This window comes from Bradyrhizobium sp. UFLA03-84 (genome assembly GCF_002289535.1).
In the GTDB taxonomy this organism is placed as follows: domain Bacteria; phylum Pseudomonadota; class Alphaproteobacteria; order Rhizobiales; family Xanthobacteraceae; genus Bradyrhizobium; species Bradyrhizobium viridifuturi.
Genome location: NZ_NSJY01000011.1, coordinates 161,010 through 177,228, shown reverse-complemented (window position 1 = coordinate 177,228; position 16,219 = coordinate 161,010). Strand labels below are relative to the sequence as shown.

Annotated in this window: 15 protein-coding genes and 1 pseudogene; 4 read left to right on the top strand and 12 right to left on the bottom strand. The window is 58.5% G+C overall.

The window, feature by feature from the left end; translation table 11 throughout:
* Window positions 1-15: 15 nt before the first annotated feature.
* Window positions 16-591: pseudogene (locus CK489_RS13125) on the top strand (IS110 family RNA-guided transposase); the annotation flags it as partial.
* On the opposite strand, the gene CK489_RS13120 reads toward CK489_RS13125, so the two are convergent.
* From CK489_RS13120 to CK489_RS41300, 3 genes are all read right to left on the bottom strand, one after another.
* A complete protein-coding gene (locus CK489_RS13120; RefSeq protein ID WP_198960925.1) occupies window positions 571-1,152 on the bottom strand; it encodes a hypothetical protein in 582 nt (193 codons plus the stop codon). The pseudogene CK489_RS13125 and the gene CK489_RS13120 sit on opposite strands and share 21 nt — an antisense overlap.
* A 761-nt stretch (window positions 1,153-1,913) precedes the next feature.
* Window positions 1,914-2,288: a VirK family protein gene (locus CK489_RS13115; protein WP_244486019.1), complete on the bottom strand. Its 375-nt coding sequence runs from the start codon at window positions 2,286-2,288 to the stop codon at window positions 1,914-1,916.
* 2,888 nt (window positions 2,289-5,176) lie between these two features.
* Window positions 5,177-5,338: a hypothetical protein gene (locus CK489_RS41300; RefSeq protein WP_158226440.1), complete on the bottom strand. Its 162-nt coding sequence runs from the start codon at window positions 5,336-5,338 to the stop codon at window positions 5,177-5,179.
* A 165-nt stretch (window positions 5,339-5,503) separates the two neighbouring features.
* Here CK489_RS41300 and CK489_RS13105 point away from each other — a divergent pair, with 165 nt between their 5' ends.
* The 3 genes from CK489_RS13105 to CK489_RS13095 are packed head-to-tail and all read left to right on the top strand — an operon-like array spanning window position 5,504 to window position 8,319.
* Window positions 5,504-6,193 carry a response regulator gene (locus CK489_RS13105; RefSeq protein WP_050403022.1) on the top strand — a complete coding sequence of 230 codons (690 nt, stop codon included), beginning with the start codon at window positions 5,504-5,506 and terminating at the stop codon, window positions 6,191-6,193.
* A gap of 26 nt (window positions 6,194-6,219) precedes the next feature.
* Entirely contained in the window at window positions 6,220-7,677 is a 1,458-nt protein-coding gene (locus CK489_RS13100) for a type II and III secretion system protein family protein (RefSeq protein ID WP_095732597.1), read from the top strand.
* Window positions 7,678-7,686: 9 nt separating this feature from the next.
* Complete coding sequence (locus CK489_RS13095; protein WP_050627251.1) at window positions 7,687-8,319, top strand: CpaD family pilus assembly lipoprotein; 633 nt, start codon at window positions 7,687-7,689, stop codon at window positions 8,317-8,319.
* A gap of 183 nt (window positions 8,320-8,502) precedes the next feature.
* On the opposite strand, the gene CK489_RS13090 is transcribed toward CK489_RS13095, so the two are convergent.
* The 9 genes from CK489_RS13090 to CK489_RS13050 all read right to left on the bottom strand — a co-directional run bounded on the left by CK489_RS13090 (window position 8,503) and on the right by CK489_RS13050 (window position 16,200).
* Window positions 8,503-9,540 (bottom strand): EscU/YscU/HrcU family type III secretion system export apparatus switch protein, encoded by a 1,038-nt coding sequence (locus CK489_RS13090; protein ID WP_095732596.1) that lies wholly within the window; start codon window positions 9,538-9,540, stop codon window positions 8,503-8,505.
* Window positions 9,537-10,352 carry a type III secretion system export apparatus subunit SctT gene (gene sctT, locus CK489_RS13085; protein WP_050403017.1) on the bottom strand — a complete coding sequence of 272 codons (816 nt, stop codon included), beginning with the start codon at window positions 10,350-10,352 and terminating at the stop codon, window positions 9,537-9,539. The genes CK489_RS13090 and sctT overlap by 4 nt, the downstream gene beginning before the upstream one ends.
* A 695-nt stretch (window positions 10,353-11,047) precedes the next feature.
* Window positions 11,048-11,323, bottom strand: coding sequence for an EscS/YscS/HrcS family type III secretion system export apparatus protein (locus CK489_RS13080; RefSeq protein ID WP_050403016.1), 276 nt, complete (start codon window positions 11,321-11,323; stop codon window positions 11,048-11,050).
* A gap of 1 nt (window position 11,324) precedes the next feature.
* Window positions 11,325-11,990 (bottom strand): type III secretion system export apparatus subunit SctR, encoded by a 666-nt coding sequence (gene sctR, locus CK489_RS13075; protein ID WP_050403015.1) that lies wholly within the window; start codon window positions 11,988-11,990, stop codon window positions 11,325-11,327.
* Window positions 11,983-13,038: a type III secretion system cytoplasmic ring protein SctQ gene (gene sctQ, locus CK489_RS13070; protein ID WP_095732595.1), complete on the bottom strand. Its 1,056-nt coding sequence runs from the start codon at window positions 13,036-13,038 to the stop codon at window positions 11,983-11,985. The genes sctR and sctQ overlap by 8 nt, the downstream gene beginning before the upstream one ends.
* Before the next feature lie 57 nt (window positions 13,039-13,095).
* Window positions 13,096-13,632, bottom strand: a complete 537-nt coding sequence (locus CK489_RS13065) for a hypothetical protein (RefSeq protein WP_095732594.1) — start codon at window positions 13,630-13,632, stop codon at window positions 13,096-13,098.
* The gene (sctN, locus tag CK489_RS13060) at window positions 13,608-14,963 is read right to left on the bottom strand and encodes a type III secretion system ATPase SctN (RefSeq protein ID WP_095732593.1); all 1,356 of its coding nucleotides are present in this window, start codon (window positions 14,961-14,963) and stop codon (window positions 13,608-13,610) included. The genes CK489_RS13065 and sctN overlap by 25 nt, the downstream gene beginning before the upstream one ends.
* A complete protein-coding gene (sctL, locus tag CK489_RS13055; RefSeq protein ID WP_095732592.1) occupies window positions 14,960-15,583 on the bottom strand; it encodes a type III secretion system stator protein SctL in 624 nt (207 codons plus the stop codon). Before sctL ends, sctN begins: the two co-directional genes overlap by 4 nt.
* Window positions 15,580-16,200, bottom strand: coding sequence for a nodulation protein NolU (locus CK489_RS13050; RefSeq protein ID WP_095732591.1), 621 nt, complete (start codon window positions 16,198-16,200; stop codon window positions 15,580-15,582). The genes sctL and CK489_RS13050 overlap by 4 nt, the downstream gene beginning before the upstream one ends.
* Between the last annotated feature and the right edge of the window lie 19 nt (window positions 16,201-16,219).

Genomic DNA, 16,219 nt, shown 5'->3' with positions numbered 1-16,219 from the left:
TTAAGGGAGGCGCCCGTGTCAAAGGTTGTCACAATCGGTCTGGATATCGCCAAGCATGTTTTTCACGCTCACGGGGCGGATGGGCGGGGTTGCGCGATATTCAGCAAGCGGATCAGCCGGGGAAAGCTGCTGGATTTCTTCGCGGCGCAGCCGAGTTGCACGGTAGCGCTGGAGGCGTGTGGTGGAGCGCATCACTGGGCCCGTCAGCTTACCCAGCTTGGTCATAAAGTTCGGCCGATCCCACCCGCCTATGTAAAACCGTTCGTGAAGCGGCAAAAGAACGACGCGATCGATGCCGAGGCAATCTGCGAAGCTGCCCAGCGGCCGAGCATGCGGTTCGTGGCCGTTAAGAGCGAAGAGCAGCAGGCGGCCGGTCTAGTGTTTAGAACCCGAGACCTGTTGGTACGGCAGCGAACCCAGCTCATCAATGCGATCCGGGGGCATCTCACAGAACATGGCTGGATTGCGCCCAAAGGACCGTCGCATGTGGTGAAGCTTGCCGATTTGATCGAGGGGGAAGAGATGGCCAGTTCGCTTCCCGAAGCGGCCCTCGCCATGTTCCGATTGATGCTAGACCTGCTCGCGGGACTCATCTGCAAGGATTTTCACGGCTGCTTCTTTGGATCGCATCCACGCCGCTTCGGTGAACCTGCTCTCCGAGAAATACTCGAAACAGGTGCGAAACGTCAGAGCACGGCCGATGACCTTATGGTTTGGTAATCCCGTCTCACCGAGCCATCGGCGCAAATGGTCGCACCATTCCTTGTTGCTGAAGTCGAGAAGATTGCATTCTTCGAAAATCAAAAGCGCCGCCATGCCAGCGATTTCACATTGTACGTCCTCATTTTGTTTTTCGAACCATTCGCGGATTGCTTGCAAGGGCGTCCTCGGCATCTCGGCCGCGCCGGTCCGTTTGAACGGGACGACGTTTTCCAGTGGGGGCACGCGCGGCCAAGGCTTCCCCTTTGCGTCCCATAAGACCCAACGCTCTGCGATCGCTTTTGCTTCTTCCGGTGATCTGGTCCGCCAAAGCTCCTTGAGCGCCTCGTCGACGTAGTATGAAACATCCGTCTTCAGGCCACGTGTACGCGCGATTGCTGCTAGGCGTCCGGCGTCAAGGAGCCGGGCCGCGAAGTTGTTCTCTGCGTTCATTTTCCGAGGTCTTTCGCGCCCTCTCCAGCGCGTCCCCTTCATTCTGCTCTAACCGTACAAGCCTGCAATTCACCCCGTTGAAAGTTAGCGGCGACGTGACAAGACGCCCGCCGGTATCGGCCGAGCAGACGCCGTCTGCCTTATGTTACGCACTGCTAACTTCAGTGGCCAGCCACGGCCGCAACTTGCGATAGTAGCCATGCCCGGAAAGCCCCTGGGCATGGCTAGGGGTGTGCATTCTTTCGTGCCAAGCAATAGTCGACAGTTTGGATGACGTTTGAGTTGGGTTTGTCTGCTTCCCGACATACTAACGTCTCGATGCTAGCAGTAGAGCTTGTCCGCAGCGGGCTCATCTTGATGCTGCCGTCTTTGCAACCACGCGAGCGACGTCGCTGGTGGATCAAAAAGCCTTCTGTTTTCGCTTTTGGCGCTTTAAATCGGCACCCCTGCAACAGCGCTGGGTTCCCTCATGGTTAGTTTAGTCCGCCCAGTTCGTAAAAAATTCCTGCTCCAAGCTGGTTGCGGTCACTCTTAGCCGGAACCGCCGATCTTCCGATAACCGAGGTTTAATGAGGATCGATGGCCGTCATACGATACCTTGAGACAGCAAGTTCGTGCATTCGATGCGCTTCAGGAAAAGACGGCCAGAAACAATCTGGCCGCCTCTCACGATCGAAACCATCCGCCATGACCTGCGAAGGTGTTTGCACGGTTAAAGGATCAAGGTTTCGAAGCGCGTCCCCCTGCGCTGTTCTCTTCGTTTACCAGATGAACTTAGCGCCATCCGGCAGTTCGCAGATGAATTCGCCCTGGTTCACGAGTTCGGTGGTCCCGACGACAAGCTTCGAAGCCCGCACCGTGAGCCTGCCTTCGCGGCTCAGGCTATGGCGGATGTACTCGGTCACGGCATGCCCGGAGCTGTCCACCGTTTGGTGGGCGTTGGCGAAGCTAATGCCGTTCTGGGGGGTCACCCTGAAGGCATTGATGACCAGACCAGCCTGTGTTGCCGACGCAGCTTTGCCACCCTCCGCGGCTGTACAGTGGCTCATGTCCAGTACGAGCTTCACATTCTTGCCGGTCTGCAGGGCATGGAGCACCTCGGTGTATTTCGGCGAGGGCTCATCGGCTCTCGTCATCGTGCTCACGCCTACGGTCGAAAGCAAGGACAATACGATCGCCAGTCCTTTGCCACTACACTTCATACGCTCATCTCCCTCGATAAGTACCACAGATCGCACGTTGCAAGACGTCGTGTAAGCCGATTGGCGGATTTAAGACATCAAGCGTGCCTGCGACAAAGACAATTTGCCGCAACTAGGCGCAAGTGGTTGTAACGGCTATTCCGACGTCACAACCTCGTAGGTCAGGTTTGCTAAAGCGGCTCGCCCTCGTGCAAAATCGACTAGCTAGAACGATTCGATCGAGCGTCGGCCGCTTGGAAACTACAAAACGGTAACCGGTCGCGCTCGTCCATTGCAGGTCCGACGGCTCCGAGAGGATGCCGTTCTTGCATCTTTGTAAGCAAACGACTTGAAAAGAACACGGCGGCCCGTCGCATCCGCCAGCTTGTCCATGTGATAGCCGGGCAAGGACTGCTGCCCCAGAGGGCGTACCCGCAAAGAGGTGGTGGTGGAGCGAACCTGGCGCGGCGGTCCGAACGAGCTCAGTCAAAGGACACGATCTCGGCCCACTCGAAACAGCAACGACAGAGAGCACGAGACAGCGCCGACTTGTGATCCCTGGCTTTGCGCGTCTTCCTTCTGGCTGACGATCGCCTCACTGACCAAATCCATCCGGCTCCCCTCAAAGGCCGAGGCAAATGGCTTCTTTCCTGGTCCGTCAGCTTCTCGAAAGCTGCGCCTGCAATAGTTTGCGCCAATAGCCGGCACTCGAATGGAGACTGAAATGAATGTTGATCCCCGGAATGCCGCCGACACTCCATTCGGGGTTCACGACGTGCTGCAGCAGCCGAGCCGGATCGACAGGCAGGCTGGCATATGCGCGGCCAGACGACCACATCTGCCTTGGTATCGTTGGTCGAGGATCCGGAAACATTCGCCGTTTCGTGCGATACTTGGGCGAGAGCGATCGCCAACAATGCGGACGCGCTGCACACCTATACGGTACCGACGTCCGCGGTCTGAACGCCTGACGACGTACTGAGCAGCATCGGTCTTGGAATGAATGCCGACGATCCGGACCACATCGACGGGGACGTCTATTTGATGTGCTCACTCGGCAGAACTCCAACCCGAGAGACTGAGCGCCTGTTCCTGGGCGGCAACTTGGAGAGCTACCGGGCCGCCAGCGAAGCAAATCCCTACAAGCGCGGGAGTAATGCATCGATACTCTGTCGACCGCGCCATTTAGTATGGTTCGTTTTGGTTCATGCACCAAGACAACCACCTCATGGTAGACCTGGAGCACGGCACACCTCACGCGTAACAGTTTGAGCAGGCGTGGCGCGACCGATGTCTGATCAACTCGCCGATCGAACGGGGCAGCCCCCTACGCAATGCGCTACGGGCGGTGAGGGCTCCGAGAGAGAAAGTCGCACTACGACGGAGGAGCTGGCCGTTCGGGGCATCTTGGTATCTTGGCTACGTTCCGACATCGCACTGCATCAATTTGTTAGTGGCCATCACGCGTGGCCGGAGGCGTGACGAAGTAAACCTCTGAACGCGAAGTATCGCCCCTTTTAGCTAGCACGACCTGACATTGAAGCGCGATCAACGCTTTGGCCGCGACCGCTTCAGCTATTCACTCGTCTGCGACAGGCGATACTGTTGCAGCAGGGCCGATCCGTCACCTGGATGTGTTCCATCAAAACAATCGATTTTGCTGATCGCACCAAAGCCCCTCATAGTCGACCGCGATCTATGGAGGCAGCATTCAAAATGACGTCTGGCAATCGATTCTCTCCTCAGTTCCTTGATGATCAAATTGGCTCGCGCGATCGCTCGTCCGCATCTCGGCTGTTAGCCCATGCCCGTCACGCGAACGCATACCCGCCCCGGTCTTCCCGCAATATTGCCACGCATGAGGCGGATCCGTCGATCGTCCGATTGTGATGCCATGGCTTTGCCCAAAGCCTGGCACGAACGACTGGCTCTTCGTGCACATCCATGGCTCTGGCGCTAAGCTTGATCGGACGGCGAAATGCTCACGACCTGGATAGCGCAAGACCGCCATGCGCAGGTCGATGGTCTGGTCTAAACTGTATCGCCGCTATCTCACGAGGCTTTCGAGCCTGATGGCGCCGCTACAAGAAGTCGTCAAAGCGCTTGAATCTCACCTAGCGTCAGATTGTAGGATTTACGACAGTCTCGCGACAGAGCCCGCTCGCGTGAACTCTTCCTGACAGGTAGCAAGAATTGCGAACGTCTCAAAAACTCAATGCACGGCCGCTCCGCCTCGTTACACTCGATGGCTTCTCTTCAGAGCGTACATCGTGCATCGCTTCTGCGCACAGCGTAGGACGACTCGCCCCACGCGTAGCCAGGCCAGGATCCAGCGGGCGAGAAGAACGCGAGCAGTCACAATTTTGTCTGCCGGTCATACGCCGAGTTCCGGATCAGATCATTGTCTCGTGGTTTAGCCGTGTGACGACACGGAGCCTGGGCAACCACCTCAGGCGATGCGCGCTCGCAACGCCGGACTCGATTCCTCCTTCGTTCGCTGCATTCGCTCCGCGGCGGCATGGGAGGACTCCGGCGCGACCGCACTTTGGACGATTGGCACCTCGCGCGGCAATCACCGGCCAACGAGAGGATGTCTATCCAGCCAACAGGCGTATTGATCTTTCGTCGTGCATCTCGGCTTCTTCCAACACATCGGCCAGATGCACAGCGCGTGAACTGTCTTAAAAAACGCGAAAAACCTTGCATTGCCGTGGCTTGACGACACTACAGGCTCAACAGCCTAGCAGGACCGACCGCGGATTAAGACGAATTGAGGGAGTTTCAAAATGTCAGCTTCGCTAGTTTGTTCGGCCAATTCAGCCGCTCTCACTTGCGATTTCGTTTCACTCGCGCGGTTTGGCGTAATCGCTCCTGCCGGCGGCGGCCTCGGCCCACAGATGCATCAGCGCGCTGCCAAGGCTTTCAACCTTGTTGGAAATAGCGGAGCTCTTGCTGACACGCAGGGTCTTTTGAACGGTGTCGCCGGCGGACGCGATGCGCGGCAAGCCGCCTATCCGATGACGATAGACCGGCAAACATTGATCGCCTGCCACTATGCTCCATCCTGGCATTTCCGACTTTTCGAATTCACGTCAAAGCGGCCGCCCACCGAGCCACATGGTCAACCGTGACACGCTCAAGTCCTGCCGAGGATGGACGAGAGGCAATGAATGCGAATTCTCCTGGTTGATCATCATGCGGACTTTGGCCGCGCCGTGAAGGAAGCGCTCTTGAATTGCGGCTTCGCCGTCGATGTGACGCGCACACTGGATGAGGCGTCGGCCGCGCTGGAATGCGCGAACTACCACATGGTCCTGCTGGAATCTGTCTTGCCCGACGGAGACGGACTGGATTGGCTGAAGCAGTTGCGGCGCGAGCGACGATCAATGCCGGCGATGATGATGAGCAGTCTCAATGATCTCAGCCGCCGAATTGCAACTTTCAATGCAGGTGCGGATGATTTCCTGCCCAAGCCCGTGTCTATCGACGAACTCATCGCCCGCATGCGGGCCATCCTGCGACGATCGACGCAAATGACGGCGCCGGTGGTGACATTCGGCAATCTGCATTTCGACCCTATCGCAAGGCAAGTCTCGGTTGGCGGCCGGATACTGAGAATTGCGCGGCGCGAAGTGTGCATTCTCGAACATCTGCTCAACCGCGCCGGCCGCACCGTGCCGCGCACATCGCTGGAAGATAGCTTGTATGCGTTTGACGACGAGGTCTCGACCAACGCGCTGGAAGTCGGGATCTATCGCTTACGCGCGCATTTGAACCAGGCCGGTGCGACGCTCAGGATCAAGACCGCGCGCGGGGTCGGCTACACCCTTGAACTCGTCGGCGCGGCATCGGCTGCCTAGCAATCTAACTTGAAAGCAACAATCCCTTGAAGGTCGTCAAGAATGCTGCCGGCGCCAATCTGCCGCTCATGGTCATGATAGCGCAACGCTCTGCCGCTCTGCCGCGCTTGTGCTATGTCCTGTGCGGACTTGCTCTGCTATTTCCGCTTGCAGGCGCAGCCGAGACAAAACGGGACAGCAAAGGAGAGCCGCCACATTCGGCGCCTGGCAGCACCACCGGCACGCTCAATCTCACCTCCTCACAGGGCAAGACGGTTCATCTGAACGCGCCGGCAGCGAGCATTTTTGTTGCCGACCCGGCGATCGCCGACTATCAGGCGCCATCGAGCAGCACGATATTCGTATTTGGCAAAAAATCCGGACGAACCAGCCTGTTCGCGTTGAACGAAAACGGCGAGGCTCTCGCCGAGCTGCGCGTCGTCGTCACCCAGCCGATCGAGGACCTGCGTGCCACGCTGAAGGCTGAGATCGGCGATTATCCGATCCAGGTCAGCTATACCCCACGCGGCGCAATCCTTGGCGGCACGGCTCCCAACGCCGATATCGTCGAGACGGCCAGGAAGGTGACCGAGCAGTTTCTCGGTCCGGGTGCGCTGGTCGTCAATAAGATTCAGGTGGCAGGTTCGCTGCAGGTGAATCTGAGTGTGCGGGTGGCGGAAGTCTCCCGCAGTGCCGTCAAGGACCTCAATATCAACTTCACGGCTTCCGGTCCGAACGGCGCTTTCCTTGCCACGGGAAAAAGTGGCGGTTCCGGATCGGCCCGCGGCGGCGGCACGATCGGCATCGGGTACAGCGCTGGCAATATCAACCTGAGCGCTGTTCTCGACGCACTCGCCAGCGAGCACCTCGCCTCGATCCTGGCTGAACCGAACCTGACCGCCATGTCCGGGGAATCCGCAAGTTTTCTGGCAGGTGGCGAATTTCCGATTCCGGTGATGCAGGACAACCGGCAAGTCTCGGTCCAATTCCGACAATTCGGAATCAGCCTGGAGTTCATCCCAACCGTCCTCAGCAATAATCAGATCAATATCCATGTGAAGCCTGAAGTCAGCGAACTGTCGAAAGAAGGCGAGGTCAGCGTCAACGGAATATCGGTGCCCGGCCTCTCCACGCGTCGTGCCAGTACTGTCGTTGAGCTTGCCAGCGGTCAAAGCTTCGCCATTGGGGGGCTTATCAGGCGCAATTTCAGTACCGACATCGGCACTTTTCCTTGGTTAGGCGATGTTCCGATCCTTGGTGTGCTGTTTCGCTCCTCTTCATTTCAGAAGCAGGAGACCGAACTGGTCATCATTGTCACTCCCTACATCGTCCGACCGGGATCTAGCCCGGCCAAGATGAGCGCTCCAACTGATCGCATCGGGCCGCCTTCGGACGCAGGGCGCACCCTGACGAATACGCTGGCTGGTTCGTCGAAGGGCCGTGAGGCGGCGCCCGCCACGGCCAGATCGGGTGCAACCGTCGGTGCCGGCTTTATCATAGAATGAGGACTGCCAATGACCTTGCGACACCTATGTCTTTTGATCCCAGTTGCGGCGGCCCTTGGCGGATGTGCAAATAGTGCTGCGATTTCTTCCGGACCGGCTGGACAAGCGGCTCGGGTGGAGCAGAAGACCAGTGTCCTGCTGCTTCAAAATCTTCGTCGCAACGATAAGTACGGCCTGCGGGACTTCATTGCGAATGCCAGCCGCGGCCGGCGCGATGCACTCCAACTCGACGTCGCCGGCTCACCGCGGCTCGTAGCGCAGGTTGCCCATGAGGCGCGCGCGATGGGCGTTGCCCCCTACAATATCCGCCTGTCCGCCTCTCCCGTCGATCTACCCGCACATTTCGGGGTCCGGATCGAGGCAATTACCTACGAGGCACATCCTGCCGTCTGTCCGCCGCTCGCTGTCACGGGCCCTTCTCTAGGCGACAATTCGTTTGATCCAACGCTTGGCTGCTCAGTCCGCAATAACCTCGCCGTCATGGTCAACGATCCTGGCGACCTGCTAGGCAATGGCGCCGTCATGCCGACCAGTGGTGATCGTGCAGTGCTTCCCATCACAGCTCGTGGGCCCGCGGCGACCGGCAATCGCAGCAATTTGGAGGATGGAACCCAAAACAGGGGGGCGCCAGAAACCCAATAAGAGGCTCGCAACATCCGGGCAGGACGAACGACGCTGGACACTCTGGTTTCCATATCAGTCTTGCGATGGGCCGACGACGCTCCTGGAGTCCTGTCTTTGCTCAGCCGTCGTTTTTGGATCGCGCAGCTTGTACCAGGTTCTGCGACAATAGGGTCTTTGCGCGAAGGTCTGAGCGTATCGACACTATACAAAGCCGGCGGCAAACACCGCCTTTGCGACTCTCTCAAAACAATCCATCGGAACGGCCTTACCCATCCCACCTTTGCGGATCAGCTGCCGCGCCAACACATGATCCTCGACAATGCTCAGACGCTGGGCGCGCGCCTGCGCCAGTAACTGTGCCGCCACCGCGCCTTCACCACGGCACACCAGAACCGGGACGCCTGTCTCGCCCCGAACGTAGCGCAGGCCAATCACCGTCGCCGGTCCACTCAATATCAATGTTGCCCGGTGGATGCCGAGCGGAGACTCGTTCGCCGACTCGCGACGGATCCTGCGGTGTTGACCCTTGATGTGCGGATTACCATCCTGTTCCTTGGACTCGCGCTTGGCCTCGCTCTGCGTCATGCGCATGTCGCGCAGGAACAACCAACGCTGAATGAGCAGATCGGCCAGCCCACCAATCAAAAAGGCGCCGGCAGCAATCGTTATCAGTACTTTCAGCTCGTTAAAGACAACACCAAGGCAGCTCAAATCGCACACCGGCAAATAGACCAGTGCCCTCCAACCTGCGAGCACAGTGAAGAGGAACGTGGCACCAAGAACCAATACTTTGACGAGGGCCTTTCCAAGCTCGACAAGCGAGCGCTGGGAGACAATCCGCTTCAGCCCTTTCACCGGATCCAATTTCTCAAAACTGAGTTTCAACGGCTCGACGGAAATCGTCAACCCGCCGTTGGCCAAGACGCCGGCCAAGACGGCCGCAACCAACGCCGCACCCAGGATGGGAGCTACGGCTGCCATAGAAAGGTCTACCAATCCGACCAACGCCGGCCCGACCGCGCTGTTGAACGGCTGGCCCTGCAGCTTGTCGGTGAGCTGCACGGCTTCGCGCCATGCGTCTACGATCGGCCCCCCCCTGAGGCAAAGGCAGCCGAAACCAGCGCAAAGGCTTGCCGCGGTCACAAAATCGGCGCTGCGCGGGCTCTGCCCTTTCTTACGCGCGTCCCTCAGCTTCTTGTGGCTTGGTGGAAGCTTTTTCTCTTCACTCGTGTCGTTCATTTCAAGAACTTCTCGAGCCACTCCAGCACACCGTCGAACTGAACGATCTCGGCTCCCATATATTCGATCAGGAAGACGGCGTAGCTCACCATGATGATGCCAAAGGCGGCATTCTTGATAGTCGGAGAAAGATCGTTCAGCTTGATTTGCGGCGCAAAGCGCCCGAGCAGCATGAGGGATACGTCAATCAGAAGCAGCAGAGCCAGCACGGGCCCGGCGACCACGAGGGTCGTGTGCATGATATGGTCGAGAAGCTTGATAAACTCCATTGCCCCCTGCTCGGTCAGGGGCGGTAGCAGTCGATACACGGGCCAGATCAGATAACTTCCGTAGAGGCACCTGATCATTGTGTTCAGGCCCCCCGATACAACGAAGATCGTAACCGCCGCAGTTCCGAGAAAGAGCCCCATTGCGGAGGTTTGACTGCGCGTCGCAGGATCGTCTACGTGGCTTGAGATGCCGCGCTGGGTATCAATGATGTCACCAACTGCTTGGATGCTCCAAAGTGGTATGCTGAGCAGAAAGCCGAATAATAGGCCGATAAATATCTCCTTCACGCCGAGGAGCGCGACCGCAATCATACGGGTGCCGGGATCCAGCGTCTGCAAGCCGCTCTTGATTTGCATCAAGCAAGGCAATCCAATCACAACCGTCGCGCTTGCACGGATCATCCCGCTAATGTGCGGCCGGGTGAATACCGGATGAACCAGCATAATGCCAAGCGCCCGGGCCGCGCCAAGTCCGGCCGCAACGACGAATTCGACGGCAGTCTGAACCAGACTTTGCGTCTCGGTGGGTGACAACGCATCCATTTGAGTCCAGCTCGCCGCTCGCTTCAAGCCAATCTAATCGCCCGTGCCTCGCCATGATGCAAGGCGTCAAGCACTCTGCTGGTCATCTACCTCGTGTCCTAGCGGTTGCACAGCGACATACCTAGCGCCAGGCCAGGTCGTGCGCTTCAACTCTCAGCATCCACGGCTGTCGCCAATAAGGTATGACCATTTCAAGATAGGACCCGCCGAATAGCGCCGCTGCAAGGCCAGCAACCCAAGCTCCTTCGGGTCTCACTGGCCGCAGGGCGGTGCTGATGATCTGGCGCTTCGGAGCTTCCATCAATTCAACAGTTTGTGGCGATCAGTCTCGGGCGGCACCTTCATCGCGGCATGATCCATCAGAACGTCAAAGCCGTGCGGCCGCTTGAGATCAAAGCGGTTCGCCTGTCTCCTAGTTGATAACTCGCCAGGTTAGACATCGAGGGCCAGGCCTTACCGCAGGTCATTCCATCGTGAGCAAGATTTGAATCGAGTGGATGTCAATTTCAGATGAGATCATTCTTCCTCCGAAGGCCCATCGAGCCGAACAGGAAAGTTCGGATTCATCTGTCCCATGCTAGTGAGGCGAGCTTTCGGTAAGCTGACGAAACTCCCCTCTTCTGGTCACGGTTCACAATGAGGACAGACAAACGCGACGCCATAGCTTTAGGCTTGGTCAGCCTTGCGTTCCCGCACTAATACCTCGCTGTGAGCGCGGGGAACTCAGTGAAGATATGCTGGGCTTGTTCGATTAGCGGCGCGCTCAGCACCGGGGCAAACAGAACGAGCACCGCGACGACAACGAGGAGCTTGACTGTCAGTGGCAAGGTTTGATCCTGCAGCTGGGTTGCTGCCTGCACGATGCCGATACCCAATCCCGCCACGAGAGCTGCCAGGAGCGGCGGCAGAACCCAGATCATGAACAGGACAAGTGATCGGCTCACGTGGGTGAGGATGCTGGCTTCGTCCATCTCAACCTCCGGGCGTTGCGTAGCTTAACACCAATCCGTGCATGAGCCGCGACCAGCCGTCGATTGTGACGAACAGAAAGAGCTTGAAAGGAACGGATATCATTGTTGGTGACACCATCGACATGCCCATGGCCATCAGAATTGTCGTCACGATCAGGTCGATCGTGATGAACGGAAGATAGAGAAGGAAGCCAATCTCAAATGCACGCTTAAGTTCCGAGATCAAAAAGGACGGCACGAGAATTGCTAAATCATCGGCTGATGCGTTGCCGCGCATCTCATCCGACCAGATATGTTCCGTCGATGACAGGAAGAACGTGCGCTGTTCCTCAGTGGTGAACTTTTTGAGGTGGGCGCGCAGCGGCTCGCTGCCCTCCTTGGCGGCGATCACCCAGTCGTCGGCGGTCTGATAGCGAAGTTGCGGATCGGTCACGCGATTGTAAGTCTGCTCGAACACTGGAGCGCTTATAAACACGGTAAGAATCAATGCAGCGCCATACAGGACGATATTCGGCGGTATGGACTGAGTTCCGAGCGCGTTGCGAACCAGGAAGAGAACGACAGAAACCTTTATGAAGGCGGTCGTTGTGACGACTGCGAATGCCAGCAGGCCAAGGCCGACCGTCGCCGCGAGAAGCGCAAGGACGCTCGGTTGAATGTCAACCATTGACTGCCAACCTGCTACGTAGCCGGATCCCAAGCGCCTCACCGATGCGCACGATGTCGCCCCGGCCGATCAATTGACCGTTGGCTACAATATCGACGGGACCGTCCAGCGGCCGCCCAAGTTCGAACACGTATCCCTCGTTGATGCTTCTCAACGTACCCAGCGGGATAGGCAAGCGGCCGCATTCAAAGACAAGCGTGATCTCAACACTGTCGATGTCGGCTTCCGAGGGCAGGATTGCTTGTTCCGTTTGGGAGCGTATCGTCATATCTACATACCTTAGAGGATGGGGCTGCAGGCGGAATGGTCCGCGAAGGACAAGTTTGTCGTCTGCGGCCTGCGCCGGCGCCCACAACTTGTCCGCCGTGAGGATCAGCTGGCTATGGGCAAACGGAATGACGTCGGGCAGCAGTGCGTCGCCGGGCTGTGCTTGGCGAAGGAGCATGACAGGCGCCCGCAGCGAGCCGATCTCTCTCGCAATCACGACCGGCAATTCCGACGAAATCTTGCCTTGCTCTCGCGGTAATTGGCCAATCAACTCGCCCAACAAGCGGAACGCAGAAGGAATCAGACCGTCGAGAGGCGCGAACAAGAACAGGCGGGCTTTTCCTGCCAGCGCTCCGATGGCAACATCGAGCTCCAGATAGGGGCCTTTCGCCGTTGCGTCTTCGATGCGGATCAGCTGCACATTCGATGCGAGCACGTTCTCTAATCCAACGATCCAGGGTGCCAGCGCAAGCTCTAGAACGAGCGAGCAGGTTGGGTCGGAGGGTAAAGTAAGGCCCTGCTGGACTGTTGAAATCAGTGTCTCGACGAGAAGGCGAGGCAAGGACAAAACAGCTGTCTCGCCTCCGGCCCGAAATACGCAGTCGACCATCGACATGGCATATGGCTCGGCCTGCCAAACAAGCCGGCTCACGCGGATGGATAGCGGCTTGTCGCCAAGGCGGCTCTGCAGGACGCTGCGCCGTGCGGAGATCTCGTTGACCCACGAGACCACTTCATGTGCCAGCTTCACCGCTGGCTGAAAGAGTGCGGGTTCAGCCACGGCACTTACCGACAGGTTGCACGGGCGCAGTTCGCGACGTCATAACTGAACCAACCATTAGAATGCCCCGCCGATCGTCTGGCTGCGCGAACCACCCTGATATCGGAGCAAAACTTCATCGTCGGCGTCGATTTCGGCCGCAGACTCCGAACGGACGGCGGTCGCGCGCTGGATATTTCCCTCAATCTCTTGCCATTTCTGGCTCGCCGCCGAACGCCCGGCCCATAGTGCCCGCGCTTCATTCACCGCCCGCTGGGTCTCCTCGTGCGCGATGCGTGCCTGCACAAGCGCCTGACGCGCCGATTCGACCTTTGCTGCCAGTCGCCCAAGGACGAGATGACATCGTCGATCGAGTTCGGTCACGGACGTTGTCTCGAGCTGCGCCAGTTCCCAATAAAGTTCAGCTTCGACCTTAGCGCGATGCCTCTGCGTGGCTTCAAGATCCTCAGACGCCCGCTGCAGCGCGTCGGCTGCAATTCGGCGCTTGTGTTCCAAGCTCGACAATTCACGAAGCGCGCTTCGTTCCCTCATGTCTTTCACCAGCCGCAATTTCGACGCTTGCACGGGATTCAGGCCGTGAGACGCGACATCCATGAAACGGTCTCCTCAAAGCTGGATGGCTCGTCCTGGCCCTGACGCAAGAATGCGCGCAGTTCCTCGATTGACTCGATTGCCCGATCAGTCAGTGGGTCGCTGCCGGGCTTGTATTCACCGACCTTGATCAGGAACTCAGCTTCATTGTAGCGCGAGAGCAGATCGCGGAAGACGGAGGCCGCCTTGCGATGTGGCGCGGAGGCGACCGCATCCATGACACGACTCCGGCTCGACAGCACGTCGATAGCGGGAAAATGCTCGCGCGAAGCCAGTGCGCGCGAAAGAATGATATGACCATCGAGAATGCCGCGCGACTCTTCGGCGATCGGATCGCCCGTACCGTCACCTTCGACAAGCACTGTATAGAATGCCGTGATGGAGCCCCGCTCCCCCATACCGGCCCGTTCCAACAGACCGGGCAGCAGCGCAAAGACGGAAGGAGGAAAGCCGCGCCGGGTCGGAGGTTCTCCCGCGGCGAGGCCGATTTCGCGCATGGCACGGCTAAAGCGCGTCAGCGAGTCCATCATTAGGACGACCTGCAGTCCTTGATCACGAAAATACTCCGCGAGTGCGGTCGCCATATGAGCGCACTGCGCCCGCTCCATTGCGGATCGATCGGATGTCTCAACGACAACGATCGTGCGCGCAATAGCATCTCCAAGATGACGCTCAATGAATTCACGCACCTCACGGCCGCGCTCTCCTATGAGTGCAACTACGGTGACATCAGCGGCCGCCCCTTTTACAATTTGCGACATCAGCGTCGACTTACCGCACCCAGCATCTCCATAGATTCCGATCCGCTGACCTTCGCCACACGTCAGAAGCCCATCCAACACGCGAACGCCGAGAGGAAATGGTTGCTCGATGCTACGCCGCTTCATCGGGTTGGGTGCCCTGCCGCGGAGCGGACAAGCATGGACCGTCTTTATGGGCCCCTTGCCATCGAGTGGACGGCCGAAGCTGTCGATCACGCGACCGAGCAGGCCGGGCCCGACTGACACTTCCTGCATGCGCCCGGTTGGGACCACTTCCGCGCGGTGTGACAGGCCCACCATATCGCCGATAGGCGTCAGCAGAACCCCATCCGGCAACAAACCGATGACTTCGGCCTCAAGCGCCCATCCGGATGCGTGATCCTGCAACAGGCAAAGTTCTCCGACACGGGCCCCTGGTAATACGGCATGAAGTAACGTGCCGATCGCCCGCGTGATCCGTCCCCGCACAGCACGCGTATCGACGTCCTTTGCTGCGGACCTTACCGATGCCAGCGCCGCACGCAAATCTGCTTCTCCGGCCGCTTGATCATGGTCTGATCGTTGCATCGTCACGATTCGCCTTCCTGAGAGGACGGATCAAGCCTGAGACGTAATTTGCGGAGCTGTGCGGCAAGCCCTAAATCCACATTGCCGAACTCGCTCCACAGAACGCACTGGTCAGGCCCCATAGCCGGGTCCGGATCAATTCTGACTCTCGGCCGACCATCCGTCCCGTCGAACGCCTGGAATTCATGTCTTAGTGCATCAGCGTTCACAGGAGACACGTGAAGGCATACTTCTGCGCTGCCATATCTTTGCTCGACGGCGTGACGAATGGTTCTTACCAGCATCTCGCCGGGATCAAAGGAGCCCAACAGGTCGGTCAATATCTCAAGGACGAGCTGTGGCAACTCCTGCTGCAGAACGGCTTTTCGCCGAGCCACATCGGAAGCAGCTCGGGCGATCAGCTGTGCCATTTCGTCCGATCCTGACCTAAGACCCTCGCTGTGGCCGCGCTCCCGCTCTTGCTGATGGGCTTTGCTTGCCCAGCTGCGGACCTGCCGCAGATAGCGGTCGGCTCGCGCACGCGTCTGCACCGCATCGTACCAGATGCCCAGTTCCGCGGCTGGTATGAGTGGACCAAGCGGCCGTAACCGTGGGCTATCTGGCCGGGCTATTTCATCGGCCGTCATGCCGCTGGCGCCTCGCTGGTCAAGTGGGCTACCACCAATGACAGCAAACGACTCGCTGCGTTGTGGTGTTCGGCTCCTGGGGATTCGGCGGCGGTCCCCACAGGTAAACGGAAAAGGACCCGCACACGGTCAAGCTCTGATGCGTCCTTGAGCCAGGCACCAAGGCACGCATGTCCGTCATGTTCAATCTGGCTCGATAGTTTATGCGGATCGACAATCGATGTGGTCGCGACCGCGCCAGATAAGTGTCGGATTGAGAACGCATGCGCTTCCGCACCAATATTTTCGATCAGAATCGCCACATCATGCTTTGACACAAGCTTCAGCACCGAGCGGGCGTGCCAGATACTGCCAGCGAGCAGGGCCGCCCGACGCGGATCATGCCCGAGCAGAACGTCCCTGCCCCAGTCAGTTCCGTTCGAGGCCTCCTCACTTTTCAGTAGCAATTCGGCCAGTCGTTGCTGCAGCCTCGGAGTCTTCTGCAACTGCAGTACTGTGGCCTCCGACAAGAGCCCATCAAGATGGCCGGCCAAACGGCTGGGATGGATCAAGGCGGCAAGCTCGCGCAGGCGATCGGAATGCGCGTTGAGTAAATGATTTTGGTCGGGGGATACCATCGATACGGACCTGAATGCC

What these genes read in the sequence shown, in the direction of transcription:
- CK489_RS13105 (WP_050403022.1), top strand. Translation starts at nt 5,504, where the DNA reads ATGCGAATTCTCCTGGTTGATCATCATGCGGACTTTGGCCGCGCCGTG.
- CK489_RS13050 (WP_095732591.1), bottom strand. Translation starts at nt 16,200, where the DNA reads ATGGTATCCCCCGACCAAAATCATTTACTCAACGCGCATTCCGATCGC.
- CK489_RS13090 (WP_095732596.1), bottom strand. Translation starts at nt 9,540, where the DNA reads ATGAACGACACGAGTGAAGAGAAAAAGCTTCCACCAAGCCACAAGAAG.
- CK489_RS13115 (WP_244486019.1), bottom strand. Translation starts at nt 2,288, where the DNA reads ATGACGAGAGCCGATGAGCCCTCGCCGAAATACACCGAGGTGCTCCAT.
- CK489_RS13065 (WP_095732594.1), bottom strand. Translation starts at nt 13,632, where the DNA reads ATGGATGTCGCGTCTCACGGCCTGAATCCCGTGCAAGCGTCGAAATTG.
- CK489_RS13095 (WP_050627251.1), top strand. Translation starts at nt 7,687, where the DNA reads ATGACCTTGCGACACCTATGTCTTTTGATCCCAGTTGCGGCGGCCCTT.
- CK489_RS13080 (WP_050403016.1), bottom strand. Translation starts at nt 11,323, where the DNA reads ATGGACGAAGCCAGCATCCTCACCCACGTGAGCCGATCACTTGTCCTG.
- sctR (WP_050403015.1), bottom strand. Translation starts at nt 11,990, where the DNA reads ATGGTTGACATTCAACCGAGCGTCCTTGCGCTTCTCGCGGCGACGGTC.
- CK489_RS13120 (WP_198960925.1), bottom strand. Translation starts at nt 1,152, where the DNA reads ATGAACGCAGAGAACAACTTCGCGGCCCGGCTCCTTGACGCCGGACGC.
- sctL (WP_095732592.1), bottom strand. Translation starts at nt 15,583, where the DNA reads ATGACGGCCGATGAAATAGCCCGGCCAGATAGCCCACGGTTACGGCCG.
- sctT (WP_050403017.1), bottom strand. Translation starts at nt 10,352, where the DNA reads ATGGATGCGTTGTCACCCACCGAGACGCAAAGTCTGGTTCAGACTGCC.